Raw genomic sequence first — 24,891 nt, 5'->3', positions numbered from 1 at the left:
CGTGAAAAGAATCGGCATCACGGTTGAACCTTGCGGGAGAGAACGCGAAGCGCGTCCATCATGTGTTTCTCGACGGAACTGCGCGAAATGCCCATTTGGACGGCGACGTCGGCATAGCTGACCCCATCGAACTTGTGCAGACGAAAGACTGTCTGCGTCCTGGGCGGCAGGGTCTCGAGAGCGGTGAGAAGGCGCGCCAGCTTCTCGCGCCCGGCCACGACCGCCTCGGCCGAAGGGGCCGCGTCCAAGTCTTCGGCGGCGCCGGTCTCATGGTTCAGTTGTCGCCATTGGGCGTCGCGGTTCGCCGACCGTTGCCCGGATCGCCAGCGGTCCATCAGCAGGTTGGAGGTCAGGCGAAATAGAAAGGCGCGAGGATTGTCCGGCGGCGGGTCAGGGTCGAGCGTCGAGACCTTCAGATAGATGTCCTGCAGCACGTCATCGACGTCGCCAGACGCGCCGCCCAGCCGCGCGCGGCAAAACCGGGCCAGATCCTCGCGCTGCGCAAGATAGGCGGCGATCAGGGGATGCGCGGCAGGCGCGGTCAAACGGGCGAAGTCCTCTCGTGCAGCCAGACGGGCCAAGACCTTCAATGCCGTGACGATTTTGATGAGGCAAGGGTTGGTCGGCGGCGTCCTTGTCATGAAGGCGCCGTGTCGCGGCGACGAGCAGGACCCAGATGCGCGCGTTTGCAGGACATGACGGCACGACGGCCCCGGTTCTTTCGGTCGGCTAGGGCGTCGTCGTGTTCGATCTCTGGCGCTCGGGCTTTATCCGCCGTCCCTTAAGCAGCTTCATTGACCATGAGCCGCGCGCGGACGAGATCGTCTGGCTGCCAGACTGCGGACCGCATGCCTATGTCGCGGACCCGTTCGGGATCACGCGCGACGGGGTGCTGACCGTCTTCGTCGAGGCGTTCGACTATCACGTGCGCCGCGGCGAGATTCACTATCGCCAGTATGACGCCGACGACCGGCTGGTGGGGCAGGGCGTGGCCCTGTCCGAGCCCTGGCACCTGTCCTATCCGACCCTGATCGATGACGGCGGCGAACTCTACATGCTGCCGGAAGGCTACAAGAGCGGCGGGCTGATCCTGTATCGCTGTGTCCGTTTCCCGGATCAGTGGGAGGCGGTGGCCCGCATCGGCGAGGCGGCTGCGATCGATGCGACGGTGGTCAAGCACGACGGCCGTTGGTGGATGTTCCACGCCCTGCCCGGACCGGACGACCGGGCGATGCGCGAACTGCACATCGCCTGGGCCGACAGCCTGACGGGGCCTTGGACACCGCATCCGGCCAATCCGGTGCTGAGCGGTTTTCAGACCTCGCGTCCGGGCGGCTCGGCGTTCCTGCACGACGGCGCGCTTCATCTGCCGGTGCAGGACTGCGCTGTGACCTATGGCGCGGCGATCAATCTGCTGCGGATCGATGGGTTGTCGCCGGACGCGTTTTCGGCGGTGGTCGTGAAACGGTTTGAGCCGGGGCATCTGCTGGGCGGGTACGGCGACGGCTTGCACACTCTGTCGGGGCACGGCGACGTCACCTTCATCGATGTGAAGGGCATCCGCCAGTCGTCGGCGGAGCCATGGCTGAAGGCCGGCTTCAAGGCGCGTCGGCTGCTGGGCCTGAACGGGCCGCGCGGTCGTCGCGCCACCGGCGCCGCCGTCCATCCCAAGATTTTCGAGACCGCTTCCGTTCGGAAGGAAGGCTAGACCATGCGTATCGCCGTCGTTCTGCCGCGGGGCTGCACCTTTTGTCCGGACAAGACCAACTCGATGGAGACAGTGGTGCGCACGCTGTCGGCGCACAACCGTTTGAACCGGCTGGTGACGCTGATCGCCGATGCCGGCGGGCCGACGCCGGCGGGCGTGCAGATGGTGACGGTGCCGGCCGGGCTGGGCCGCAAGGCGCGAAATGCGGCGGTGATGGACGTTCTGAAGAAACTGTCGCCGGACATCGTGGAATATCATCAACAGCTGAAGGCGGCCTCGGAGTTGGCGAGACAACTGCCTGACGCGATCCACGTTCTTTATCGCCACACGCGGATCAAGCCGTCGCGCAATTTGATCGAACGTCTGCGATATGGTCGACGCCTCGCGCGGTTCGACCGGCTGGTGTTCGTCAGCCGGGCGGCGGGTGAAGAGTTCGCAACGGATTATCCGCGTCTGGCCGGGCGCGTCTCGTCGGTTTGCAATCCGATCGAAAGCGACGCCTGGCGCGCATCGCCCGAGCAGCGCGAGAACCTGATCCTGTTTTCGGGACGGGCGATGAGGGACAAGGGGCTGGACCTGTTCTGCGCAGCCCTGGCCGAGACGTTGGATCGTCATCCCGACTGGCGCGGCGCACTGATGCTGGGCGACTGGGACAAGCATCAGGATTGGGCTGCGCCACAGGTGCGGATGCTGGAGCGGTTCGGCGACCGGGTCGAAATCCACAAGTCGGCGTCGCTGGACACGGTGCGGGCGATGACGCAGCGCGCCGCCATCGCGGTCACGCCGTCGCGCGTGCGCGAAGCCCTAGGTCTGGCCGCGCTGGAGGCCCATGCGGCGGGCGCGGCGCTGATCTCGTCGGGCCGCGGCGGCTTGCGCGAAGCCAGCGGCGAATATGCGCTGTATGTCGATGTCGAGGAGGCCGGCTCTCTGACAAGCGCCATGATGCGTCTGGTCGAAAATCCCGATGAACGTCTGGCCCTGGCGCGTGGCGGGCAGGCCTATGTCGAGCGTGTGCATTCGCCGGCCGCGCGCGCCGCCGAGCTGGACGCCTTGCGCGAGGCCTTGGTCGACAATGCGTTTGTCACGCCGAAGCCGACGCTGCGGAGGCGTCCTCTGTTGGGGCCGGCGGCGTCGCTGACCCGGCTTCAGGGCTAGGCTTCAGCCTCTTCGGATAAAGCTGTCGTAAACGTGGGTGACCGCGTCGAACCGCACGCGCGTCGGCTGATCGCCCAAGGCGGCAGCCTGGAAGTAGAGATCAATGAATCCTGCGGCGACGGGATCGGCGATCTTGTCGGTGTTCCAGCCCAGCAGAAGGCGACCGCCCGGGCGCAGGATGGCCGCCAGAGCCTTCAAGGCGCGCTGCTGCTGGTCGGGACTGTCGACGCCATAACCCAGCACGCCATTGCAGACGACGGCGTCGAAGGTCAGGTCCGAGAACAGCCGATCCGCCTCGCAAACGTCGCCGGTGCGATGACGCCCCTCGCGGCCCCAGCGTGCGGCCGCCGGATCGATGTCTGTGGTCCAGACCTCGCCGCCCTGCGCCTCCAGCAAGGCGTAGTCGTCCAGAGTATACTCGCGGCAACCGACCCACAGGATGCGCCCGCCGTCGGCCGCCAACGCTGGAACATAGCTGTCGGCCATGACCTTGCGATCGGGCAGGGCGCGGATTCGCGCCGCCTTGGCGGATCGTCGCCTGCGGTCGGCGTCCTTGCCTAAGATCAGACCCCTGACAAGCGTCCCCAGACCCACGTGCATCCCCCTCGGACCGTTCGATACGGTTGTTATCGAGGGGGCGGCGATCTGTCTCGCGCTTTTCCGTGCGTTTCCGGCCGCCGGGCTTTGATGTGGCGGAACGACCGCCTACTGACGGCGCATGATCCAGGACGTTCCTCCCCCCGTCACGCCCACCGCCCTGCCCGAGATCGTCGTCACCGCAGCGCGTCTGCCGCCGGCGGCGGCGGACGCCGCGTTTTCCGTTGTGAGGATCGATGAGGCGGTGCTGTCCCGATCGTCGCGTCTCGACGAGGCGTTGCGGTCCGTGCCGGCGGTGTCGCTGTTTCGACGCACCAGCAGCGCGGCGGCCAATCCGACGACCCAAGGGATTTCACTGAGGGCCATCGCGCCGTCTGGAGCGGGGCGGACGCTGGTGCTGCTGGACGGCGTGCCGCTGAACGATCCGTTCGGGGGCTGGGTCATCTGGTCCCAAGCGACGCCGGAATCTCTGGAGAGCCTGGATGTGATCCGGGGGGCGGGCTCGGGCCCCTATGGCGCGGGCGCGCTGACGGGCACGATCACCCTGCGCGAACGCGGGAAAGGCGGCGCGCTGGATGTCTCCGCGTCCGAGCGGGGCGGGTTACGGGCGGCGGGGGCGGCGTCCACGCGCGTGGGGCTGGTAGCGGTGACGTTGATCGGGTTGCGCGAAGTCAGCGACGGCTATGTGCCCGTGCGCGGGCCGGCGGCAGGCGCGGCGGACACGCCGCTGGATCTCGACAGCCGAAGTGCAGCGCTGCGCGTCGATACGGCCTTGGGACAGGCGAACCTGTCCGTCAGGGCGGCGACCTGGGAAGAGGATCGCGGATCGGGGCTGGCCGGAACGCGCGCCAACGCCAGCGGGCACAGCCTGAGCGCCACGGCGGCGCAGACGCCGTTGGCCGACGGCTATGGCTGGCGGCTGCAGACGTGGCGGATCGACAGCAATCTGGCCAATAGCTCGGCCTCGGTGTCGGCCGATCGATCAACCACGACGCCCGCGAACGATCAGTTCAAGACGCCCGCGACGGGATGGGGACTGAATGCGGCGCTGCGCCGACGCATGGCGGATTTCGCGGGTGGACGGCTGGAGTGGGAGCTTGGCGCGGATGCGCGCTTCAACGACGGCGAGACCAACGAACTCTTCAGTAATCCCACGGGCGCGGGTTTCACCCGTATTCGGCGTGCGGGCGGGGAGACGGCTGTGGCCGGCGCCTATGTCGATGCGTCCTGGACCGCGGCCGAATGGCTGGTGGCCGGCGGACTGCGGGTGGATCGATGGGAGAATACCGGCGGATTCCGTCAGGAGAACACGCTGGCGACCGGCGCCGTCCTGCTGAATGAAAGCGATCCGGATCGGTCGGGCGAGGTGGTCAGCGCGCGCCTGGCCGTGCGGCGTGATCTGGGCGGCGGCTATGCGGCGCGGGCGGCGGCCTATTCCGGGTTCAGGCCCGCCACGTTGAACGAACTGCATAGGCCATTCCGCGTCGGCAACGACATCACCGAGGCCAACGCCGCCCTGACGCCGGAAACGTTGAAGGGCGTGGAAACGGGATTGGCCTTCGACCGCGAGGGCGTGCGTTGGGGCGCGTCTGTGTTCTGGAACCAGATCGAGGACGCCATCGTCAATGTGACGCTCGGGTCCGGGCCGGCGACCTTCCCGCGCGCCGGGTTCGTGCCGGCGGGCGGGGTACTGCGCCAGCGCCAGAACGCCGGGACCATCGACGCCTGGGGCGTGGAACTCACGGGGGCGCTGGACCTGTCGTCAGCCGTGTCGCTGAACGCCGCTGCGTCCTGGACCGACGCCGAGATCGACGGCGGATCGTCCGCTGCGCAGCTGACCGGCTTGCGCCCCGCACAGGCGCCGGAGTGGAGCGCCACGGCCGGGCTGGATTGGCGCGCGACCGATCGACTGACCCTGGCCCTGGCGGCACGATATGAATCGAGCCGGTTCGACGACGACCTGAACAGCCGGGTGCTGGACGCCGCCGTGACGCTGGATGTGCGAGCAGAGTGGGCCTTCACGCCAAACGCGACCCTCTGGATGGCGGCGGACAATCTGTTCGACGAGGATGTCGAGGTGTCGGAAACGGGCGCGGGCGTCGCCGGATACGGCCCGCCGCGAACGCTCAGCGTCGGTTTGCGGTTGAGCTATTGAGGGCGCTGACCGGCAGCCTTTTCGACCAAGTTTTTGCGCGACGCACAGATTTCGTCCGCCTGACGGGTGAAAATGACCTTCAACGCTGTTGCGCGAGGCCGCTGGCGCGCTAAGCGCTAAAGGCGGTCGATCCACGGCCGCAGATCCCAACGACGAGCCTGTCATGTCCGAAGAATTCTACCGCATGAAGCGGTTGCCGCCCTATGTCATCGCCGAGACCAATGCGATGCGCGCGGCGGCCCGTGCGGCGGGCGAGGACGTGATCGATCTTGGGATGGGCAACCCCGACCTGCCACCGCCCCAGCATGTGATCGACAAATTGATCGAGGTGGCCAGGAAGCCTGACGCCCACGGCTATTCAGCGTCACGCGGCATCCCCGGCCTGCGCCGCGCCCAGGCCAACTATTACGGCCGCCGCTTCGGCGTCGATGTGGATCCCGAGACCGAGGTGATCGTCACCATGGGCTCCAAGGAGGGGCTGGCCAGCCTGGCCACCGCCATCACCGAGCCGGGCGATGTGATCCTGGCGCCCAATCCGTCCTATCCGATCCATACCTTCGGCTTCATCATCGCCGGCGCCGCGATCCGCAGCGTGCCGACCACGCCGGACGAGAAATATTTCGAGGCGCTGGAGCGGGCCATGGCCTTCACCGTGCCGCGGCCCAAGATCCTGGTGATGAACTATCCGTCGAACCCGACGGCGGAGACGGTCGATCTGGCCTTCTACGAACGCGTCGTGGACTTCGCCAAGGCGAACGATCTGTGGATCATCAGCGATCTGGCCTATTCGGAGCTCTATTACGACGGCAAGCCGACGGTCTCGATCCTGCAGGTGCCGGGGGCCAAGGACGTGGCGATCGAGTTCACCTCTCTGTCGAAGACCTACAGCATGGCGGGCTGGCGCATGGGGTTTGCGGTCGGCAATAAGACGCTGATCGCGGCGATGACGCGGGTGAAATCCTACCTCGACTACGGCGCCTTCACGCCGATCCAGGCGGCGGCGTGCGCCGCGCTGAACGGGCCGCAGGACATCGTCGAGCAAAACCGCAAACTCTATCACCGCCGGCGTGACGTGCTGGTCGAGAGCTTCGGCCGCGCGGGCTGGGAGATTCCCAAACCCGCCGCCTCCATGTTTGCCTGGGCGCCCTTGCCGCCGGCGCTGAAGCACCTGGGCAGTCTGGAGTTCTCCAAGCAGTTGCTGACCCACGCAAAGGTCGCGGTGGCGGCGGGCGTCGGCTATGGCGAGAACGGCGAGGGCTTCGTGCGCATCGCCATGGTCGAGAACGAGCAGCGCATCCGCCAGGCCGCGCGCAACATCAAATCCTATCTGAAATCGCAGGGCGTCAATGTGCCGCCCAGCCGGGAAGACTGACTATGCCGTCTGGACTGATCGCGCTGCTGGACGACGTCGCCGGCATCGCAAAGCTGGCGGCCGCGTCGCTGGATGACGTGGGCGCGGCGGCGGGCAAGGCCTCGACCAAGGCCGCAGGCGTGGTGGTGGACGATGCGGCGGTGACGCCGCGATACGTCATGGGCCTGTCGCCCAGCCGCGAACTGCCGATCATCAGCAAGATCGCGCTCGGGTCGTTTCGCAACAAGCTGATCTTCATCCTGCCGGTGGCCCTGGTGCTCAGCACCTTCGCGCCTTGGGCCATCACCCCGATCCTGATGTGCGGCGGGACCTATCTGTGTTTCGAGGGGGCGGAAAAGCTGCTGGAGGCGATGGGGCATGGCGGGCATGAGGATGCCGCGCCGGTCGCGCGCGATGCAGCGGCGCTGGAGAAGACGACGGTGTCGGGCGCGGTGCGCACCGATTTGATCCTGTCTGCCGAGATTATGGCCATCGCCCTGGCCGATGTCGCGGCGCAGCCGATCCTGACCCAGGCCGCTGTGCTGGCTGTGGTCGGCATCGCCATGACCGTCGTCGTCTATGGCGCGGTCGGATTGATCGTGAAGATGGACGACATCGGCCTGCATCTGGCTCAACGGCCCAATGGCGGGGTGCGCGCTTTGGGGCGGGGTCTGGTCAAGGGCATGCCGATGGTGATGAGCGCCCTGTCGGCGATCGGCACGGCGGCCATGCTGTGGGTCGGCGGCGGCATTCTGCTGCATGGTTCCCATACGCTGGGGCTGCACTGGCCGGCGGTACCGGTCGAGCATCTGTCGCATGCCGTCGGCGAACTGTTCGGGCCCTTGGCCGGCGTGATGAGCTGGCTGACGACGGCCGTGGCCTCGGCCGTGATCGGGCTGATCGTCGGCGGGGTGGTGGTGCTGGTCCTGCATCAGGTCGCGCGCCTGCGGTCCAAGGAATCGCACTAGGAGCGAGCCGGGCTGTCACGCGGGCGCCATCCGCAACAGCTAGAGGCCGCACGGCTGTTCTTGGAGTTGTTCATGTCCTTGTCGCGTCACGTTGCCACCGCGTGTCTGGCCGCCTTGTCGATCGCGGGCGCTGCCTGTGCGGGCGCGCCGGTCGCCCAGCCGCCGGTTCAGGCTGCCGCGCCTCAGGCATCGGCTGCGGCCCTGACGCCGCCCAAACTGCTCGTGACCATCGTGGTGGATCAGTACAGCGCCAACCTCTTTAACCAGTATCGCAGCCGCTACAGCGGCGGCCTGCGCCGGTTGGCTGATCAGGGGCTGGTGTCGATCAACGGCTATCAGACCCACGGTCTGACCGAGACCTGCCCGGGCCACTCCACCGTTCTGACCGGTATGCACCCGGCCGAAACCGGCATTCCCGCCAACGACTGGATCGACGGCAAGACCGGCAAGGAGGTCTATTGTCTGGCCGCGCCGCAGAACCATCTGGCGCACGGGCGCGACGACACCGACAACGGGCCGGTGGGGCCGGATCAGCTGCGTGCGACGACGCTGGGCGATTGGCTGAAGGCCGTCAGTCCGGACAGCAAGGTCATGGCGGTGTCCGGCAAGGATCGCGGGGCGATCAATCTGGCCGGTCATCAGGGGCAGGCCTTCTGGTTCACTGACGGGTTTGGACTGACCACCTATGTCGAGCCGGGACAGACGGCCGAGGCGAAGCTGGCGCCAGTTGCGGCGTTCAACAGCGACTTCAACGCCTGGACGGCGGCGACGCCGACAGCCTGGGACTATCAGAACGCGGACTGCCGGGCGCTGGCGGGCGACTGGACCATTCGCGGCCAGACCTTCCATTCGGTGCTGCCGCCGGCGGGGCTGAAGTTCGACACCTCGCCATTGCTGGACGAGCAGACGCTGAAGGCGGCGGAATATCTGCTGGACAGCCAGAAGCTGGGGCAGGGGACGGCGACCGACATGCTGGGCGTCAGTCTGTCGGCCACCGACCGGATCGGCCATATGTACGGCACCCAGGGGCCGGAGATGTGCGAGCAGATGAACCGGCTGGACGCGGCGCTGGGCGCCTTCCTGGACAAGCTGGCCCAGGTTCCCGGCGGCGCGCTGGTGGTGTTGACGGCCGATCACGGCGGTTCGGACTTCGTCGAGCGGCTGCATGAGAATGGCTATCCGCAGGCGCACCGCGCCGACACCGATGCGATCAAGGGCGTCAACGCCGCGCTGAAGGCGCGCTTCAACCTGGACGCCGATCCGCTGCAGTCCGGCGGAAGCGGCTGGATGGTCGCCGGTGCGGATCACAGGTCGCTGCCCGATCCGTTGCGGACACAGGTGGCGGAGGCGGCGGTCGAGATGCTGCGCGCCCTACCGGACGTGGCCTTCGCCGAGACGCGCGACCGGCTGCTGGCAGAGCCTCTGCCGGACAGCCGTCAGCCGGAGATGATGACGGTGCGCGAGCGGATGCGGCTGTCGACCGTCGCCGAGCGATCGCCCGACATCCAGTTCGCCTGGACCCAGAACACCACCTCGGGCGGCCGCGTGGGCTCGACCCTGGCCGGACACGGAACGCCGTGGGAATATGACCGCCGCGTGCCGATCATCTTCTGGTGGCCAGGCGCCAAGGCCGAGGAGCGGTTCCTGCCGATCCGCACCGTCGATATCGCCCCCACGCTTGCCCATGTGATCGGCGTCGCCGCGCCGCAGGTGGAGGGCCGGTGCATCGATCTGAACGGGTTTGCCGTGGCGACTTGCGGGGCGGCGGCCAGATAAACTCCTGTTTCCGGCCGTCAACTCGTGTTTCCTGAGGGGAAGGCGGCCTTACGCAGCGCGGGTTTCGTTGGCAGAAGAGGGCGAAATCGCCCAGGCGGCCCCGTTTTGCCGTCCGAGAGAGCCAACAGGAAACGTCATGAACCGAGCCCGTCGCGCGCGCATCGTCGCCACCCTGGGACCCGCCAGCCGTGCGCCCAGCACCGTCAAGGCGCTGGCCCAGGCGGGGGTGGACGTCTTCCGCCTGAACTTCAGCCACGGTTCGCATGAGGATCACGCCGCCGCGTTGAAGGCGGTGCGCGGCGCCGAAATGGCCCTGCAGCGTCCGCTGGGCGTGTTGGCCGACCTTCAAGGGCCGAAGCTGCGTTTGGGCCGGTTCAAGGACGTCGAGATCTCGGTCAAGCCGGGCCACACCATGCGTTTCGATCTGGACCCGACGCCCGGCGACGAGACGCGGGTGCAGATGCCGCATCCCGAAATCTTCAAGGCGCTGCGCAAAGGCATGCTGCTGCTGCTGGACGACGGACGGGTGCGGCTGCGTGTGGGCGAGCGGACCGACGAGTGGGCCGATGTGACGGTCGAGAGCGGCTCGAAACTGTCGGACCGCAAGGGCGTGGCGGTGCCGGAGGCGGTGATCCCGGTTTCGGCCCTGACGCCCAAAGACCGCGAGGATCTGGCCTTCGCCCTGCGGATGGGCGTGGACTGGGTGGCGCTCAGCTTCGTGCAGAAGCCCGAGGACATGGCCGAGCTGAAGCGGATCGTGAACGGGCAGGCGGCCTGTCTGGCCAAGATCGAGAAGCCGGCGGCCCTGGCCGATCTCGAAGCCATCCTCGACTATTGCGACGGGGTGATGGTGGCGCGCGGCGATCTGGGCGTCGAACTGGATCCCGAGGACGTGCCTGTGGCGCAAAAGCAGATCGTGCGCGCGGCCCGCAATCGCGGGGTGCCGGTGATCGTGGCGACCCAGATGCTGGAATCCATGACCAGCGCGCCGGCTCCGACACGCGCCGAGGCGACCGATGTGGCCAATGCGGTCTATGAGGGCGCGGACGCCCTGATGCTGTCGGCCGAGACGGCGTCGGGCGACTATCCGCTGGAATCCGTCGGCATCATGAGCCGGATCATCGAGCGGGTCGAACGCGATCCGATGTGGCCCAGCCTGATGGGCGCCGAACACGCCGGCATGGACGAGCATGATGTGGACGCCCTGGTCGGGGCGGCGCGGATGGCGGCGAATGCGCCCTCGACCGGCTGTCTGGTGGTGTTCACGACCCTGGGCGGCACGGCGCGGCGGATGGCGCGCGAGCGGCCGCTGAAGCCGATCCTGGTGCTGACGCCCAATCCCAACACCGCGCGCCGACTGGCCCTGGTCTGGGGGCTGGAGCCGCGTCTGGGCGAGCAGCCGGACTCGCTGGAGGCCGTGACGGACGACGCCGTCAACAGCGCGGTCAAATATGGTCTGGCCGAGCCGGGCCAGCGCATCCTGATCCTGGCGGGCACGCCATTCGGTGCGCCGGGCGCGGCCAATCTGCTGCGATTGGCTCACGCGCCTGCAGCGACGTCGAAGGGCCGCAAGAAGAGCTAGAGCGCGATCTCGCGCCGCTCCGCCCCGCTGCGCAGACCGGCGTCGAGGATGCGCATGACGGTCAAGGCCTGGTCGGCCGGGACAGGCGGCGGGCCCTTGCCGAGGATCGCATCGCGCATGGCGGCGTAGAAGGCGGGATAGTCGCCGCGCTCGGGCGTCGGCGTGATGCAGACGGTTTCGCCATCAATCTGTTTCGTCAGTTCGCCGGGCGAAGGATCGACGCCCCAGTCGGCGTCGCCGGGACGCAGGCCGGCCTTGGACTGGCTCTCCTGGGCGTCGAGGCCGTGTTTGATGAAGCTGCCGCCCGTGCCGTGGACGGCGTAGCGGAGACTGGCCTCGGCGGCGAGGTGGCTCATGTTCAGGATGACCCGCAGACGGTCATAGCGCAGCAGAACGTGGGCGTAGTCGATGGCCGTGGCGCCGAAACGTTGGGCCTGGAGGTCGGCATAGATGGCCAGCGGCGGGCCGAACAGCTGGACCGCCTGGTCGATCAGATGCGGACCCAGGTCGGCCCAGACCCCGCCGTCACGTTTGTCCTTCCAGCGGTCGGTGACGGTCGGACGGAAGCGGTCGTAGTGGCTTTCGAACACGGCGACGTCGCCGAGTTCGCCCTGGTCGATCAGGCCGCGCAAAGTCAGGAAGTCGGCGTCCCAACGGCGGTTCTGGAAGACGCTGAAGACGCCCGGCGATGACGCTGCAACGGCGGCGACGCTTTCCGCGTCAGCCAGGGTCGCCGCGAAGGGTTTGTCCACCACCACCGACTTGCCGGCCCTCAGCGCGGCGATCGACTGTTCGGCGTGCAGGGCGTCGGGGGTGGCGACGACGATCAGGCCGATGTCCTCGCGGGCGAGGGCAGCCTCCAGATCGGGGAGGACCTCGACGTCGGGCAGGTCGGCGTGGACCGCTTCGGGCCGGGACGAGACGACGGCGGCCAGGTGCAGGCCGGGGGTCGCCGCGATCAGGGGGGCGTGGAAGGTCTGGCCCGCCAGGCCGTAGCCGACGACGGCGACGCCGATGGGTGCGTGTGAGGTCATGCCCCGATCAATAGCGGTCGGGGCGCGGGCCATCCAGCACATAGGGCACCACGCCGCGCTCATTCTCCGGCACGTGCAGGGTCCTGTCCAAGGGCGGGAAGGCGCGCTGGGTGCAGTCGGTGCGCTCGCAGATGCGGCAGCTGACGCCGATCCGGGCGGCGGGGCCGTTCAGGTCCAGACCGGCGGCATAGACCAGGGCGCCCGCATGTTCGACCTCGCATCCCAACGACAGGGCGTAGCGTCGGTCGTTGGCGAGGTAGGAGCCGCTGGGCTTGGACACGCTGCGGGCGATGGAGATGTAGCGCGATCCGTCGGGCATCTCGGCCAGCTGCACCCCTATCCGGTCGGGCGCCGCGAAGGCTTCGTGGACGTTCCACAGCGGGCAGGCGCCGCCAAAGCGAGCGAACTGGAAGCGGGTGGCGCTGTGGCGCTTGGTGATGTTGCCGGCCATATCCACGCGAGCGAAATAGAAGGGCACGCCGCGCCAGCCGGGCCGTTGCAGGGTCGAGAGCCGGTGGCAGACCTGTTCGAAACTGACCTGGAAACGGGTGCGCAGCCGATCGATGTCGTGCTTTTCCTCGCGCGCGGCCTCGAGGAAGGCGCGATAGGGCAGCAGCAGGGCGCCGGCCGCATAGTTGGCCAGACCGACCCGGGCCACGTCGCGTGCGGCGTCCGTGCGGAACGCGGCCTGATCCAGCTCGGCCTCAATCAAATCGCGGAAGGACAGCAGGGCCAGCTGGTGCGCCAGCTGGAACGACCGCGTCGCGCCGGGCTGCCAGGCGTCCAGCGTCAGGACGCGGCTGGCGGGATCGTAGCGACGCAGGGCCTCCTGACCGGCGACATAGGCGACGCGGACGCCGTGCGACTGGCTCAGCGCCGCCTCCAGCGCCCGCTCGATCTGGCCGTCCTGCACCAGCGTCGTCGCCAGCGCCTCGGCCGCCGTGTCCAGCGTGTCGATGTAGTTGTCGCGATAGTGGAAGAAGTCGCGCACCTCTTCGTAGGGCAAAAGGGCGACACTGGCGCCGTGTTCGTCCCGGCCCAGGGTGTCGTCCAGCGCCTTCACCCGCTCGTCCAGACGGCGGAAGGTCTGGTGCAGGGCCAGGAATTGACGGGCCAGACGCGGGGTGTTGGCGACGGCCTGTTTCAGCTCGGCGGCCGTGGGCGGTTCGGCCTGACCCGCAATGTCGGTGGTCGCCTCGCGCAAATCGGCGATCAGGCGGGCGTCGCCCTCCAGATCGAACAGACTGGCGTCCACATGAAAGGCGCGGGTCAGGGCGATCAGGACGCGCGCGGTCGCCGGGCGCTGGTTGGTCTCGATCTGCGACAGATAGGACGGCGACAGGCCCAGCCGCTCGGCGCAGGCCTCCAGCGTCCAGCCGCGCGCCTCGCGCAGCTTGCGCAGTTTGGCGCCCAGGAAAAGCTTCTCAGCCATTCGCAACTTTGCAGATCATATCTCTATCCTTTGCAAGCTCGCGCAGTTCCACACTTTTTGCAAAGTTGCGTTTGCCATTTTGCGATGAAGGCGCCACGCGTTCTTTGAACGAGAGGCGAAGATCCATCATGACTCAAGCCATCCTTGAAGAACTGGAGCGCCGTCGCGCCGCCGCCAAACTGGGCGGTGGGGAAAAGCGTATCGCCGCCCAGCACGCCAAGGGCAAGCTGACGGCGCGCGAACGCATCGACGTGCTGCTGGACGAGGGCTCCTTCGAGGAGACCGACATGTTCGTCGAGCACCGCAGCCACGACTTCGGCATGCAGGACCAGCGCATCCCCGGCGACGGGGTGGTGACGGGGCGCGGCACGATTGGCGGACGGCTGGTCTATGTCTTTTCCAAGGACTTCACCGTCTTCGGCGGCAGCCTGTCGGGCGCCCATGCGGCCAAAATCGTCAAGCTGCAGAAGATGGCCCTGACCACCGGGGCGCCGATCGTCGGTCTGTTCGACGCAGGCGGCGCGCGGATCCAGGAAGGCGTGGAAAGTCTGGCGGGTTACGCCGACATCTTCCTGCAGAATACGCTTGCCAGCGGCGTCATTCCCCAGATCAGCGTGATCATGGGGCCGTGCGCGGGCGGCGACGTCTATTCACCGGCCATCACCGACTTCATCTTCATGGTGAAGGACACGAGCTACATGTACGTGACCGGACCCGACGTGGTGAAGACGGTCACCAATGAGGTGGTCAGCCACGAGGACCTGGGCGGCGCGCGGGTCCATGCGGGCAAGTCTGGCGTGGCGGACGGGGCGTTCGAGAACGACCTTGAGGCTCTGTCGGAGGTGCGCCGCCTGATCGGCTTCCTGCCGCTGTCGAACCGTGAAAAGCCGCCGGTGCGCGAAAGCTATGACGAGCCGGAGCGGGACGAGCCGTCGCTGGACACCCTGATCCCGGCCAATCCGAACCAGCCTTACGACATGAAGGAGCTGATCCTGAAGGTGGTGGACGAGGCTGACTTCTTCGAGATCGGGGCCGACTTCGCCAAGAACATCATCACCGGCTTCGGGCGTCTGGACGGCCAGACGGTCGGGATCGTCGCCAACCAGCCCCAGGTGCTGGCGGGCGTGCTGGACATCGATTCAAGCCGCAAGGCCGCGCGGTTCGTGCGCTTCTGCGACGCCTTCGACATTCCGCTGGTGACCTTGGTGGATGTGCCGGGCTTCATGCCTGGGACCAAGCAGGAGTACGGCGCCCTGATCAAACACGGGGCCAAGCTGCTGTTCGCCTATGCTGAGGCAACCGTGCCGAAACTGACCCTGATCACGCGCAAGGCCTATGGCGGCGCCTATGATGTGATGAGTTCCAAACACCTGCGCGGCGACGTCAACTACGCCTGGCCCACCGCCGAGATCGCGGTCATGGGCGCCAAGGGGGCGGTCGAGATCATCTTCCGCAAGGAGGCCGGCGATCCGGCCGCCCTGGCCGCGCGCGAGGCCGAGTACAAGGACCGGTTCGCCAATCCGTTCGTGGCGGCGGGCTTGGGCTATATCGACGACGTCATCATGCCGCACGGTACGCGGCGGCGTCTGGTGAAGGCCCTGCGGACGCTGAAGAACAAGGTCCAGGAGAACCCCTGGAAGAAGCACGACAACATTCCGCTGTAGGCTCAGACATGTTCTCCAAAATCCTCATCGCCAACCGGGGCGAGATCGCGGTTCGGATCATCAAGACCTGCCGCAAGATGGGCATCCAGACGGTGCAGGTCTATTCGGAGGCCGACGCCGGATCGCTGGCGATCGAGATGGCCGACGAGGCGGTGCTGATCGGGCCGGCGCCGGCGGCGCAGTCGTATCTGCTGGCGGACAAGATCGTCGAGGCGGTGCGCCAGACGGGGGCCCAGGCCGTGCATCCGGGCTTTGGCTTCCTGAGCGAGAACGCCGGGTTCGCGCGGCGGCTGAGGGACGAGGGTATCGCCTTCATCGGCCCGAACCCCGAGGCCATCGAGGCTATGGGCGACAAGATCAGCTCCAAGAAGCTGGCGGCCGAGGCGGGGGTCTCGACCGTGCCGGGCCATATGGGGCTGATCGAGACGCCGGACGAGGCGGTCAGGATCGCCAACGAGATCGGCTATCCGATCATGATCAAGGCCTCGGCCGGCGGCGGCGGCAAGGGCATCCGCGTGGCCCATTCGGACGCCGACATGGCCGAGGGGTTTGCGGCGGTGAAGGCCGAGGCGCTGAACGCCTTCGGCGACGACCGCGTCTTCCTCGAAAAGTTCATCGTCGATCCGCGCCATATCGAGATCCAGGTGCTCGGCGACAAGCACGGCCATGTGGTCCATCTGTTCGAGCGCGAATGCTCGATCCAGCGCCGCAACCAGAAGGTCATCGAGGAGGCGCCGAGCCCCTTGCTTGACGAGGCCACCCGCGCCGCCATGGGGGCGCAGGCCGTCGCCCTGGCCCAGGCGGTGAATTATGACTCGGCCGGCACGGTCGAGTTCGTCGCCGGTCAGGACAAGAGCTTCTACTTCCTGGAGATGAACACCCGGCTGCAGGTCGAGCATCCGGTGACGGAGCTGATTACGGGCGTCGATCTGGTCGAACAGATGATCCGTTCGGCCTGGGGTGAGACGCTGGCCTTTGAGCAGAAGGACCTGAAGATCGACGGCTGGGCGATCGAAAGCCGCATTTACGCCGAGGATCCGTATCGCGGCTTCCTGCCGTCCATCGGCAGGCTGGTTCGCTACGAGCAACCCGAAGAAGGCGATCAGGGGGATTATACGGTCAGGAACGATTCCGGTGTCCGCGAGGGCGACGAGATCAGCATGTACTACGATCCCATGATCGCCAAACTGTGCGCCTGGGGCGAGACGCGCGACGCGGCGGTCGAGGGCATGGCCCGCGCGCTGGAGGACACCCACCTGTCGGGCCTGGGCCACAATGTGCCCTTCCTGGCGGCGGTGATGGATCAGGACCGGTTCAAGTCGGGCGAACTGTCGACCAGCTATATCAAGGACGAATTCCCGGACGGCTTTAACGGTCTGAAGCCGACGCAGACACAGGAGCGCATCCTGATCGCCTCGGCCCTGGCCATGCACGAGGTCATCGCCGAACAGGACGGCGATCCGTCGGACCGCACCGACTGGATCGTGATGATCGACAAGACGCCGCACGGCGTCGGCCTGTCCTATGACGAGGACGAGGAGATGATCCTGACCCTGACGGGCAGGGCCGACATCCGCCTGTCGGACATCGACTGGCGGCCGGGTCTGGCCCAGTTCAAGGCCGATCTGGACGGCGAGCCCTTCACCGCCGAGGTCAAACGCGTCGCCGACGGCTTCGACATCCGCCACCGTGCGGCCAAGGCGCGGGTGCGGGTGCTGCGGCCCCACGTCGCCGAACTGTATGCGCGCCTGCCGGAGAAGGTCGCGGCGGACACCTCCAAGATGGTGCTGTCGCCGATGCCGGGTCTGGTGGTCTCGATCCCGGTGGTCGTGGGTCAGGAGGTCAAGACCGGCGAGACGGTGGCCATCATCGAGGCCATGAAGATGCAGAACATCCTGAAGGCGGAGCGCGACGGGGTGGTGAAGGCGGTGGGGGCCAAGGACGGCGATCCGGTGGCGGCGGACGATGTGCTGGTGGAGTTCGGGTGATGCGGCAGAGCCCCTCCGTCTCGCCGCTGCGCGTCGATCCACCTCCCCATTTCATGGGGAGGAGACAGGACGGTGATGCGTCTCCTCCCCGCGAGGCGGGGAGGGGGACCGCGAAGCGGTGGAGGGGCTCTTCACGCCGCACCGGCGGGGAGGGGCTCGCATGAGCTTTCCCATCCCCACTCCCCTCGAATGGCGCGAGGCGGCCCAGAAGGCGCTGAAGGATCGGCCAATCGAGGCGCTGATGCATCTCGACGCCGACCAACTGGTGACGCGGCCGCTGTACGCGGGCGCGACGGGCGTGCAGCCGATCTTCGCCCCGCGCCCGTCCGACTCCGAAGGCCGGGCCTGGGATCTGCGGACGCTGGTGGAGGGCGACGATGCCGAGGCGGTCAACGCCGCCGTCCTGACCGATCTGGAGAACGGCGCGGCCTCGGTGGTGCTAAAGGGCAGGGTGCTGTCGGATTCCGCGCCGCTCAGCCGGGCGCTGGAAGGCGTGGCGCTGGAGCTGGCGCCCGTCGCGCTGGACGCCGGGATCGACGGGCCGGATGCGGCCAACGCCCTGGCGGTCGTCGCCAAGGGCTCGCCGCGCGCCCAGCTGCGGTTTCATATGGACCCGGTCTCGGCCTTCGCCGAGGCGGGCGGCGCCCCGCGTTCTGTGGAAGAGCATCTGAGCCTGGCGGCCAATACGGCGGCGCGTCATGCGGGCGCCTATCCCGACGCGACCTTCTTCCTGGCCAGCGGCCGGGTCGCACACGAGGCGGGTGGATCGGCGGCGCAGGAGCTGGCCTTTGCGGCGTCCAGCGTCGTGGCCCATGCGAAGGCGGCGGTGGAGGCCGGGATGTCGGTCGAGGCGGCTTTGCGCGGCACCGTCGTCGGCCTGTCGGTCGATGCGGAATATTTCGACAGCCTGGTCAAGGTTCGGGCCATGCGGCTGATCTGGGCCAGCCTGGCGAAGGCGTTCGACGTGGACGTTCCGGCTGTGATCGAGGCGCGCTCGTCGCGGCGGATGCTGTCGGCGCGCGATCCCTGGCCCAATCTGCTGCGGCTGACGGCGGCCGGCTTCGCCGGCGCGGTCGGCGGGGCGGACGTGGTGGTGCTGGATGGCTTCACCCGCGCCTCCGGAACGTCAGACGCCTTTGCGCGGCGACAGGCGCGGAACACCCAGCTGGTGTTGATGGAGGAGGCCAATCTGGGCCGGGTCGACGATCCGGCCGCTGGCTCCTGGTATCTGGACGCCCGGACGCGGGACCTGGCGGAGGCCGGCTGGGCCGAGTTCCAGATGATCGAGGCCGAGGGCGGTCTGGTCGAAGCGCTCAAGGGCTCGATCATCCAGCCCCGCATCGCCCGCGCCCGCAAGATCCGCGAGGCCGCGCTGACGAACGGCGCGGCGCAGATCATCGGCGTGACCAAATATGTCGATGCGGACGTGCGGCCGGCGCCGGTCGAGGCGGGCGATGAGGCGGCCGTGGCGGTCGAACGGGTCTGCGAGCCACTAACGCCGATCCGGTTTGCCGCAGCCTTCGAGGAGGCGGCTCAATGACTTTCCCCGACTTCAGCAAGATCGCCCTGAACCTCGATGCGACCGGGCAGGGGCCGACGCGCGATCCTTGGCTGACGCCCGAGGGGCTGACGGTCGAGACCGCATATGGTCCCGACAGCACGGACGCGCTGGATCACCCGCACGGCCTGCCGGGGTTCGCGCCGTTCGTGCGCGGTCCGTATCCGACCATGTATGCGGGCAATCCGTGGACCATCCGGCAATACGCCGGCTTCTCGACCGCCGAGGAGTCCAACGCCTTCTATCGCCGCAACTTGGCGGCCGGTCAGAAGGGGCTGAGCATCGCCTTCGACCTGGCGACGCACCGGGGCTATGACTCGGACCACCCCCGGGTGAAGGGCGACGTCGGCATGGCGGGCGTGGCCATCGACAGCATCTACGACATGCGGACCCTGTTCGACGGGATTCCGCTGGACCAGATGTCGGTGTCGATGACGATGAACGGGGCGGTGCTGCCGATCCTGGCGCTGTATGTCGTCGCGGCGGAAGAACAGGGCGTGCCGCACGCCAAGCTGACCGGGACCATTCAGAACGACATTCTGAAGGAGTTCATGGTTCGCAACACCTACATCTATCCGCCCGAGCCCTCGATGCGGATCATCGCGGACATCTTCGCCTGGACGGCGCAGGAGACGCCGAAGTTCAACTCGATCTCCATCAGCGGCTACCACATGCAGGAGGCGGGAGCCTCGGCGGATATCGAGCTGGCCTACACCCTGGCGGACGGGATCGAGTATCTGCGCGCGGGCGTCGCGGCGGGGATGCCGATCGACCGGTTCGCGCCGCGCCTGAGCTTCTTCTGGGCGATCGGCATGAACTATTTCATGGAGGTGGCCAAGATGCGGGCCGGCCGCCTGCTGTGGGCCGAGGCGGTCAGGAAAGAGGGCGGGGTCGATCCCAAGTCGCTGTCCTTACGCGCCCACTGCCAGACCTCGGGGTGGAGCCTCGCCGCGCAGGACGTGTTCAACAATGTGCCCCGCACCATGGTCGAGGCCATGGCGGCGGCGGGCGGCCAGACGCAGAGCCTGCACACCAATGCGCTGGACGAGGCCCTGGCCCTGCCCACCGACTTCTCGGCACGTATCGCGCGCAACACCCAGATCCTGTTGCAGCAGGAGACGGGGCTGACGCGCGTCATCGACCCCTGGGGCGGCAGCTTCTATGTCGAACGGCTGACGCACGAGCTGGCCGAGCGCGCCCGCGCCCATATGGCCGAGGTCGAGGCCTTGGGCGGCATGGCCAAGGCGATCGAAGCCGGCATCCCCAAGCTGCGGATCGAGGAGTCCGCCGCAAAGACCCAGGCCCGGATCGACACCGGCCAGCAGACGGTGGTGGGGGTGAACAAATATCTGAACCCCGTCGTCGACGACATTCCGATGCTGAAGGTCGACAATGCGGCGGTGCTGGCCGCCCAGATCGACAAGCTGAAGCGCCTGCGCGCCGAGCGGGATCAGGCGGCGACCGATGCGGCGCTGAACGCCCTGACCGAGGGGGCGCGCGGGAATGCCAACCTGCTGGAACTGGCGGTTCAGGCCGCCCGCGCCAAGGCGACGGTAGGTGAAATCTCCGACGCGCTGGAGGCCGCCTTCGGCCGCCACGTGGCGACGGTCCAGACCGTGTCGGGCGTATACGCCAAGGAGGCGGGGGCAGACGCCCGCTTCGCCCGCGCCCGCGAGATGGTGGCGACCTTCGTCGAGAATGACGGCGGGCCGCCGCGCATCCTGATCGCCAAACTGGGGCAGGACGGGCACGACCGGGGCCAGAAGGTCGTCGCGACCGGATACGGCGATCTGGGCTTCGACGTCACGGCCGGCAGCCTGTTCCAGACGCCGTCCGAGGCTGCTCAGGAAGCGGTCGAGAAGGGCGTTCACGCGGTCGGCGCATCATCGCTGGCGGCCGGGCATCTGACGCTGGTGCCCGAGCTGAAGGCCGAGTTGGAGAAACTGGGCCGGCCCGACATCATGATCGTGGTCGGCGGGGTGATCCCGCCGTCCGACGTCCAGCCCCTGCTCGATATGGGCGCGGCCGCCGTCTATCCGCCCGGTTCGGCCATCGCCGATACGGCGGTGGACCTGATCGAGAAGCTGAACCAGCGTCTGGGTTACGCCCAGCCCGCCCCTGACGAGGACAAGTCATGATCGGCGCCCTGAACCACGTCGGCGTCGCCACGCCGTCCATCGCCGACTCGATCAAACTGTATCGCGATATCCTCGGCGCGACGAAGATCGGCGAGCCGTTCGACCTGCCGGCGCAAGGTGTGAAGGTCTGTTTCGTGGATACGCCGACGGCCCAGATCGAGCTGATCGAACCCTATGACGAGACCAGCCCCATCGTCGGCTTCCTGGCCAGGAATCCTAAGGGCGGCCAGCACCACGTCTGTTTCGAGGTCGCCGACATCCAGGCCGCCGTCGCTGAGATGCGGGCCAAGGGCGTGACAATCCTAGGCACGGGCGAGCCGCGCATCGGGGCGCACGGGACGCCGGTCGTCTTCATGCATCCGCGTGACATGGGCGGCGTATTGATCGAGCTGATGGAGACGCCAAAAGCGGGGCATTAAGCGGAGCCTTTGGTCACGTTGGGCCGTTGAAGGCGAAACCAGAGGACATGACATGATGTCGCACCGCCTGACCGCATTCGTTGCCATCGCCGCCCTGACAGGTGCCGCAGCCTGCTCTCGCACCGAGCCGGAACAGCCCGCCGCGCCGGTCGAGCCAGCGGCTGCGCCTGCATCCAATGCGCCCTCGGTCGGCTATGCCTGCGAAAGCGCCGCGACGCTTCAGGTCCAGTACATCGACAGCGACAACGCAAAGCTGACCCATCAGAACCAGACCTATGCCTTGCGTTCGGTGCAGGCCGCCAGCGGCGCGCGCTATGTCGGCGGCGGGGTGGAATGGTGGACGGCGACGCGTGATGGACAGGAGAGCGGCACGCTGAGCCGACTGGGGCCGGACGGCACGACCAGCGTCGCGGTTCTGGAGCGCTGCTCGCGACCGATCCCCGGCGTTGATGCGACGCCCGGACCGCTGCCGACGCCGGGTCAGACGCCGACTGAGGTGACCGGTGGGGTCTTGCCGGCTGCGCTGCCCTGCAAGGGGCCGCAACTGACGCTGGCGGCAGGCGACGGCGATGCGGGTGCGGGAAATCGGGTCAGCAACTTCAGTCTTCAGAATATCGGAACCCAGGCCTGCAGCCTGACCGGCTACCCCACCGTGACCTTACAGGACGCGCGCGGACGCACCTTGTCGTCCATCCGCGCCGAACAGAGTCCCGGAAGCTATTTCCGCCAAGGTCAGACCCCGACGCCCGTCGAGCTGGCACCCCGGGCGAAGGCCTATTTCGAAATGGCCTGGAGCGTCGTGCCCAACGAAGCCATGCAAAAGACCTGTCCCGACGCGGCCACGATAAAGGTCACGGCGCCCAGCGACACCGCCGCCGTCAGCCTGCCGTTCTCGTTCAGCCCCTGCGGCGGCCGCATCCGCGTCAGTCCGATCCGGGCCGAGGCCAACCCGGCACCGGCGACCTGAGGCGGGTGGAAACCGATCGAAAATCGGCGTAGGTCGCGGCTCATGACCCAGAGCTTCTACGACCGCGTCGCCGGCGAACTGTCCGAGATCGACGCCCAGGGCCTGACCAAGCCCGAACGCATCATCGCCTCGCGCCAGGGGCCTGTGATCCAGGTCGCCGGACGCGACGTGCTGAACTTCTGCGCCAACAATTATCTTGGCCTGGCCGGCGACGAGCGCGTCACGCAGGCCGGGATCGCGGCGCAACAGAAGTGGGGGGCGGGTACGGCCTCTGTCCGCTTCATCTGCGGCACGCTGGAGATTCATAAGGAACTGGAAGCGGCCATCGCCAGCTATCTCGGTTTCGAGGACGCCATCCTGTTCGCCGCCGCCTTCGACGCAAACGGCGGTCTGTTCGAGCCGCTGCTGGGCGAGAACGACGCCATCGTCTCCGACAGCCTGAACCACGCCTCGATCATCGACGGGGTGCGGCTGTGCAAGGCCAAACGCTATCGCTTCGCCAACTCCGACATGGACGAGCTGGAGAGCCGTCTGAAGGAGGCCCGCGCGGCGGGCGCGCGCGACATCGTCATCGCCACCGACGGCGCCTTCTCGATGGACGGCTACATCGCCAAGCTGGATGAGATCCGGGCGCTGGCCGACAAATACGACGCCCTGATCATGGTGGACGATTGCCACGCGACGGGCTTCCTGGGCCCGCAAGGCAAGGGCTCGTTCGCCCATCACGGTGTCGAGGTGGATTTCGTCACCGGCACCTTCGGCAAGGCCCTGGGCGGCGCCATGGGCGGCTTCATCTGCGCCAAGAAGTCGGTGGTCGAACTGCTGAAACAGCGGGCGCGGCCCTACCTGTTCTCCAACGCCCTGGCGCCGGCCGTGTGCGGGTCTAGCCTGGAGGCCATCCGCATCGCCCAAGGGTCGGAGGGCGACGCCCTGCGCACCCGCCTGTCGGCCAACGCCCATCGCTATCGCGGGGCCATGTCTGACGCGGGCTTCACCTTGCTGGACGGCGAACATCCGATCATCCCGGTCATGCTGGGCGACGCCAAGCTGGCGCAGGATTTCGCGGCGCGGGCGCTGGAGCTGGGCGTCTATGTGATCGGGTTCTCGTTCCCCGTCGTGCCGCGTGGCCAGGCCCGCATCCGCACACAGATGTCGGCGGCGCATAGCTTCGATCAGATCGACCGGACGGTTGAAGTGTTCACTCAGGCGGGCCGGGAACTGGGCGTCATTTAGCCCCTTTCGCCCGCCATCGACGAAGACCAAGCGGCGAGGAGGCGTGGGGCCTCAGCCGCAGGTTTCGGGATGAACCCGAGGCCACGATTTCAGGGAGTTGAGACTATGACCGACACGATGAAGGCTCTGGCCAAGACCGCGCCCGGCGTCGGCCTGGAACTGATCGACGCCCCGATCCCTGAAGCGGGGCCGGAAGATGTGCTGATCCGCGTCCATCGCACGGCCGTCTGCGGCACCGACATCCACATCTGGAACTGGGACGAATGGTCCCAGAAGAACGTCCCGACCCCGATGATCACCGGCCACGAGTTCGCCGGGGAGATCGTCGCCATCGGCAAGGACGTGGATCGGCCGCTGAAGATCGGCCAGCGCGTCTCGGCCGAGGGCCACGTCATCGACCTGAACTCGGAAGCCGCCCGCGCCGGCCATTTCCACCTGGACCCCAAGACGCGCGGCATTGGCGTGAACCGTCAGGGCGCCTTCGCCGAGTTCGTGGTGGCCCCGGCCTTCAACGTCATCGAGCTGCCGGACGATGTGCCCTATGAGATCGGCTCGATCCTCGATCCGTTCGGCAATGCGGTTCACACGGCCCAGCAGTTCGACCTGCTGGGCGAGGATGTGCTGGTCACCGGCGCCGGCCCGATCGGTATGATGGCCGCCGCTGTTGCCCGCCACGCGGGCGCGCGCACCGTGGTCCTGACCGACATCAACGACTTCCGGCTGGAGCTGGCGCAGAAGGTCGCGCCGGGCGTTCGCACCGTGAATACGACCAAGGAAGACATCCACGATGTCATGAAGGAACTGGGCCTGAAGGTTGGCTTCGACGTGGCGCTGGAGATGTCGGGCTCGCCCATCGCCTTCAAACAGTGCGTCGACACCCTGATCATGGGCGGCGGCATGGCGCTGCTGGGCATTCCCGGCAAGCCGATGGAAACCGACTGGGGCGCGATCATTCTGAAGGCCCTGACCATCAAGGGCGTCTATGGCCGCGAGATGTTCACCACCTGGCGCAAGATGCTGGGCCTGCTGAAAGCCGGCCTGGACCTCAGCCCGCTGATCACGCACCGCCTGGGCTACGCCGACTACCGCGAAGGCTTCGAAGCCATGAAGTCGGGCCAATCGGGCAAGGTCGTGCTGGACTGGGATAAAGCGGCCTGAGAGACGAG

20 protein-coding genes are annotated in these 24,891 nt (G+C 67.5%); 15 read left to right on the top strand and 5 right to left on the bottom strand.

Going from position 1 to position 24,891, the window contains the following annotated elements:
- Window positions 1–17: 17 nt before the first annotated feature.
- Window positions 18–545, bottom strand: coding sequence for an RNA polymerase sigma factor (locus E4341_RS11995; protein ID WP_240893537.1), 528 nt, complete (start codon window positions 543–545; stop codon window positions 18–20).
- Window positions 546–742: 197 nt separating this feature from the next.
- Between E4341_RS11995 and E4341_RS11990 the strand changes: the two genes are divergently transcribed.
- Both E4341_RS11990 and E4341_RS11985 read left to right on the top strand, forming a co-directional pair.
- On the top strand, window positions 743–1,708 hold the full coding sequence (locus E4341_RS11990; RefSeq protein WP_165117531.1) for a glycoside hydrolase family 43 protein: 966 nt from the start codon (window positions 743–745) through the stop codon (window positions 1,706–1,708).
- A 3-nt stretch (window positions 1,709–1,711) separates the two neighbouring features.
- Window positions 1,712–2,863 carry a glycosyltransferase family 4 protein gene (locus E4341_RS11985; protein WP_165117529.1) on the top strand — a complete coding sequence of 384 codons (1,152 nt, stop codon included), beginning with the start codon at window positions 1,712–1,714 and terminating at the stop codon, window positions 2,861–2,863.
- A gap of 3 nt (window positions 2,864–2,866) precedes the next feature.
- Here the strand turns inward: E4341_RS11985 and E4341_RS11980 are convergent, their stop codons facing one another.
- Window positions 2,867–3,457 carry a bifunctional 2-polyprenyl-6-hydroxyphenol methylase/3-demethylubiquinol 3-O-methyltransferase UbiG gene (locus E4341_RS11980; RefSeq protein ID WP_240893536.1) on the bottom strand — a complete coding sequence of 197 codons (591 nt, stop codon included), beginning with the start codon at window positions 3,455–3,457 and terminating at the stop codon, window positions 2,867–2,869.
- A gap of 124 nt (window positions 3,458–3,581) precedes the next feature.
- On the opposite strand from E4341_RS11980, the gene E4341_RS11975 reads away from it, so the two are divergent.
- From E4341_RS11975 to pyk, 5 genes are all read left to right on the top strand, one after another.
- The gene (locus E4341_RS11975; RefSeq protein WP_165117525.1) at window positions 3,582–5,615 is read left to right on the top strand and encodes a TonB-dependent receptor; all 2,034 of its coding nucleotides are present in this window, start codon (window positions 3,582–3,584) and stop codon (window positions 5,613–5,615) included.
- 163 nt (window positions 5,616–5,778) lie between these two features.
- Window positions 5,779–6,987, top strand: a complete 1,209-nt coding sequence (locus E4341_RS11970) for an LL-diaminopimelate aminotransferase (protein WP_055808442.1) — start codon at window positions 5,779–5,781, stop codon at window positions 6,985–6,987.
- Between the two features lie 2 nt (window positions 6,988–6,989).
- Entirely contained in the window at window positions 6,990–7,934 is a 945-nt protein-coding gene (locus tag E4341_RS11965) for a DUF808 domain-containing protein (protein WP_165117523.1), read from the top strand.
- A gap of 72 nt (window positions 7,935–8,006) precedes the next feature.
- Entirely contained in the window at window positions 8,007–9,710 is a 1,704-nt protein-coding gene (locus E4341_RS11960; protein ID WP_165117521.1) for an alkaline phosphatase family protein, read from the top strand.
- 136 nt (window positions 9,711–9,846) lie between these two features.
- On the top strand, window positions 9,847–11,292 hold the full coding sequence (gene pyk / locus E4341_RS11955) for a pyruvate kinase (RefSeq protein WP_055753148.1): 1,446 nt from the start codon (window positions 9,847–9,849) through the stop codon (window positions 11,290–11,292).
- Here pyk and E4341_RS11950 read toward each other — a convergent pair.
- Genes E4341_RS11950 through E4341_RS11940 form a run of 3 tightly spaced genes read right to left on the bottom strand, consistent with a single transcriptional unit; the run spans window position 11,289 to window position 13,888 of the window.
- Window positions 11,289–12,326 (bottom strand): oxidoreductase, encoded by a 1,038-nt coding sequence (locus E4341_RS11950; RefSeq protein WP_165117520.1) that lies wholly within the window; start codon window positions 12,324–12,326, stop codon window positions 11,289–11,291. The two genes, pyk and E4341_RS11950, sit on opposite strands and share 4 nt — an antisense overlap.
- Before the next feature lie 7 nt (window positions 12,327–12,333).
- A complete protein-coding gene (locus tag E4341_RS11945; RefSeq protein ID WP_165117518.1) occupies window positions 12,334–13,758 on the bottom strand; it encodes a short-chain fatty acyl-CoA regulator family protein in 1,425 nt (474 codons plus the stop codon).
- Window positions 13,751–13,888: a hypothetical protein gene (locus E4341_RS11940; protein ID WP_165117516.1), complete on the bottom strand. Its 138-nt coding sequence runs from the start codon at window positions 13,886–13,888 to the stop codon at window positions 13,751–13,753. The genes E4341_RS11945 and E4341_RS11940 overlap by 8 nt, the downstream gene beginning before the upstream one ends.
- Between E4341_RS11940 and E4341_RS11935 the strand changes: the two genes are divergently transcribed.
- From E4341_RS11935 to tdh, 8 genes are all read left to right on the top strand, one after another.
- Window positions 13,887–15,422, top strand: a complete 1,536-nt coding sequence (locus E4341_RS11935; RefSeq protein WP_165117514.1) for an acyl-CoA carboxylase subunit beta — start codon at window positions 13,887–13,889, stop codon at window positions 15,420–15,422. The genes E4341_RS11940 and E4341_RS11935 overlap by 2 nt on opposite strands.
- Window positions 15,423–15,430: 8 nt before the next feature.
- A complete protein-coding gene (locus E4341_RS11930) occupies window positions 15,431–17,410 on the top strand; it encodes an acetyl/propionyl/methylcrotonyl-CoA carboxylase subunit alpha (protein WP_165117512.1) in 1,980 nt (659 codons plus the stop codon).
- A gap of 160 nt (window positions 17,411–17,570) precedes the next feature.
- Window positions 17,571–18,950 (top strand): methylmalonyl-CoA mutase family protein, encoded by a 1,380-nt coding sequence (locus E4341_RS11925; RefSeq protein WP_165117510.1) that lies wholly within the window; start codon window positions 17,571–17,573, stop codon window positions 18,948–18,950.
- Window positions 18,947–21,106: a methylmalonyl-CoA mutase gene (gene scpA, locus E4341_RS11920; RefSeq protein WP_165117508.1), complete on the top strand. Its 2,160-nt coding sequence runs from the start codon at window positions 18,947–18,949 to the stop codon at window positions 21,104–21,106. Before E4341_RS11925 ends, scpA begins: the two co-directional genes overlap by 4 nt.
- Entirely contained in the window at window positions 21,103–21,525 is a 423-nt protein-coding gene (gene mce, locus E4341_RS11915; protein WP_165117506.1) for a methylmalonyl-CoA epimerase, read from the top strand. The genes scpA and mce overlap by 4 nt, the downstream gene beginning before the upstream one ends.
- 52 nt (window positions 21,526–21,577) lie before the next feature.
- Entirely contained in the window at window positions 21,578–22,492 is a 915-nt protein-coding gene (locus E4341_RS11910; protein ID WP_165117504.1) for a DUF4232 domain-containing protein, read from the top strand.
- Window positions 22,493–22,534: 42 nt separating this feature from the next.
- On the top strand, window positions 22,535–23,725 hold the full coding sequence (locus E4341_RS11905; protein ID WP_165117502.1) for a glycine C-acetyltransferase: 1,191 nt from the start codon (window positions 22,535–22,537) through the stop codon (window positions 23,723–23,725).
- 117 nt (window positions 23,726–23,842) lie between these two features.
- Window positions 23,843–24,883 (top strand): L-threonine 3-dehydrogenase, encoded by a 1,041-nt coding sequence (gene tdh / locus E4341_RS11900; RefSeq protein WP_199059180.1) that lies wholly within the window; start codon window positions 23,843–23,845, stop codon window positions 24,881–24,883.
- Window positions 24,884–24,891: the final 8 nt, after the last annotated feature.

The organism is Brevundimonas sp. 'scallop' (genome assembly GCF_011045535.1).
Lineage (GTDB): Bacteria > Pseudomonadota > Alphaproteobacteria > Caulobacterales > Caulobacteraceae > Brevundimonas > Brevundimonas vesicularis.
The sequence above is the reverse complement of the archived record's forward strand: the minus strand, read 5'-3'. Positions and strand labels throughout refer to the sequence as shown.

What these genes read in the sequence shown, in the direction of transcription:
- E4341_RS11945 (WP_165117518.1), bottom strand. Translation starts at nt 13,758, where the DNA reads ATGGCTGAGAAGCTTTTCCTGGGCGCCAAACTGCGCAAGCTGCGCGAG.
- scpA (WP_165117508.1), top strand. Translation starts at nt 18,947, where the DNA reads ATGACTTTCCCCGACTTCAGCAAGATCGCCCTGAACCTCGATGCGACC.
- E4341_RS11930 (WP_165117512.1), top strand. Translation starts at nt 15,431, where the DNA reads ATGTTCTCCAAAATCCTCATCGCCAACCGGGGCGAGATCGCGGTTCGG.
- E4341_RS11925 (WP_165117510.1), top strand. Translation starts at nt 17,571, where the DNA reads ATGAGCTTTCCCATCCCCACTCCCCTCGAATGGCGCGAGGCGGCCCAG.
- E4341_RS11950 (WP_165117520.1), bottom strand. Translation starts at nt 12,326, where the DNA reads ATGACCTCACACGCACCCATCGGCGTCGCCGTCGTCGGCTACGGCCTG.
- E4341_RS11935 (WP_165117514.1), top strand. Translation starts at nt 13,887, where the DNA reads ATGACTCAAGCCATCCTTGAAGAACTGGAGCGCCGTCGCGCCGCCGCC.
- E4341_RS11910 (WP_165117504.1), top strand. Translation starts at nt 21,578, where the DNA reads ATGATGTCGCACCGCCTGACCGCATTCGTTGCCATCGCCGCCCTGACA.
- tdh (WP_199059180.1), top strand. Translation starts at nt 23,843, where the DNA reads ATGAAGGCTCTGGCCAAGACCGCGCCCGGCGTCGGCCTGGAACTGATC.
- E4341_RS11905 (WP_165117502.1), top strand. Translation starts at nt 22,535, where the DNA reads ATGACCCAGAGCTTCTACGACCGCGTCGCCGGCGAACTGTCCGAGATC.
- mce (WP_165117506.1), top strand. Translation starts at nt 21,103, where the DNA reads ATGATCGGCGCCCTGAACCACGTCGGCGTCGCCACGCCGTCCATCGCC.
- E4341_RS11970 (WP_055808442.1), top strand. Translation starts at nt 5,779, where the DNA reads ATGTCCGAAGAATTCTACCGCATGAAGCGGTTGCCGCCCTATGTCATC.
- E4341_RS11960 (WP_165117521.1), top strand. Translation starts at nt 8,007, where the DNA reads ATGTCCTTGTCGCGTCACGTTGCCACCGCGTGTCTGGCCGCCTTGTCG.
- E4341_RS11985 (WP_165117529.1), top strand. Translation starts at nt 1,712, where the DNA reads ATGCGTATCGCCGTCGTTCTGCCGCGGGGCTGCACCTTTTGTCCGGAC.
- E4341_RS11940 (WP_165117516.1), bottom strand. Translation starts at nt 13,888, where the DNA reads ATGATGGATCTTCGCCTCTCGTTCAAAGAACGCGTGGCGCCTTCATCG.
- E4341_RS11975 (WP_165117525.1), top strand. Translation starts at nt 3,582, where the DNA reads ATGATCCAGGACGTTCCTCCCCCCGTCACGCCCACCGCCCTGCCCGAG.
- E4341_RS11965 (WP_165117523.1), top strand. Translation starts at nt 6,990, where the DNA reads ATGCCGTCTGGACTGATCGCGCTGCTGGACGACGTCGCCGGCATCGCA.
- pyk (WP_055753148.1), top strand. Translation starts at nt 9,847, where the DNA reads ATGAACCGAGCCCGTCGCGCGCGCATCGTCGCCACCCTGGGACCCGCC.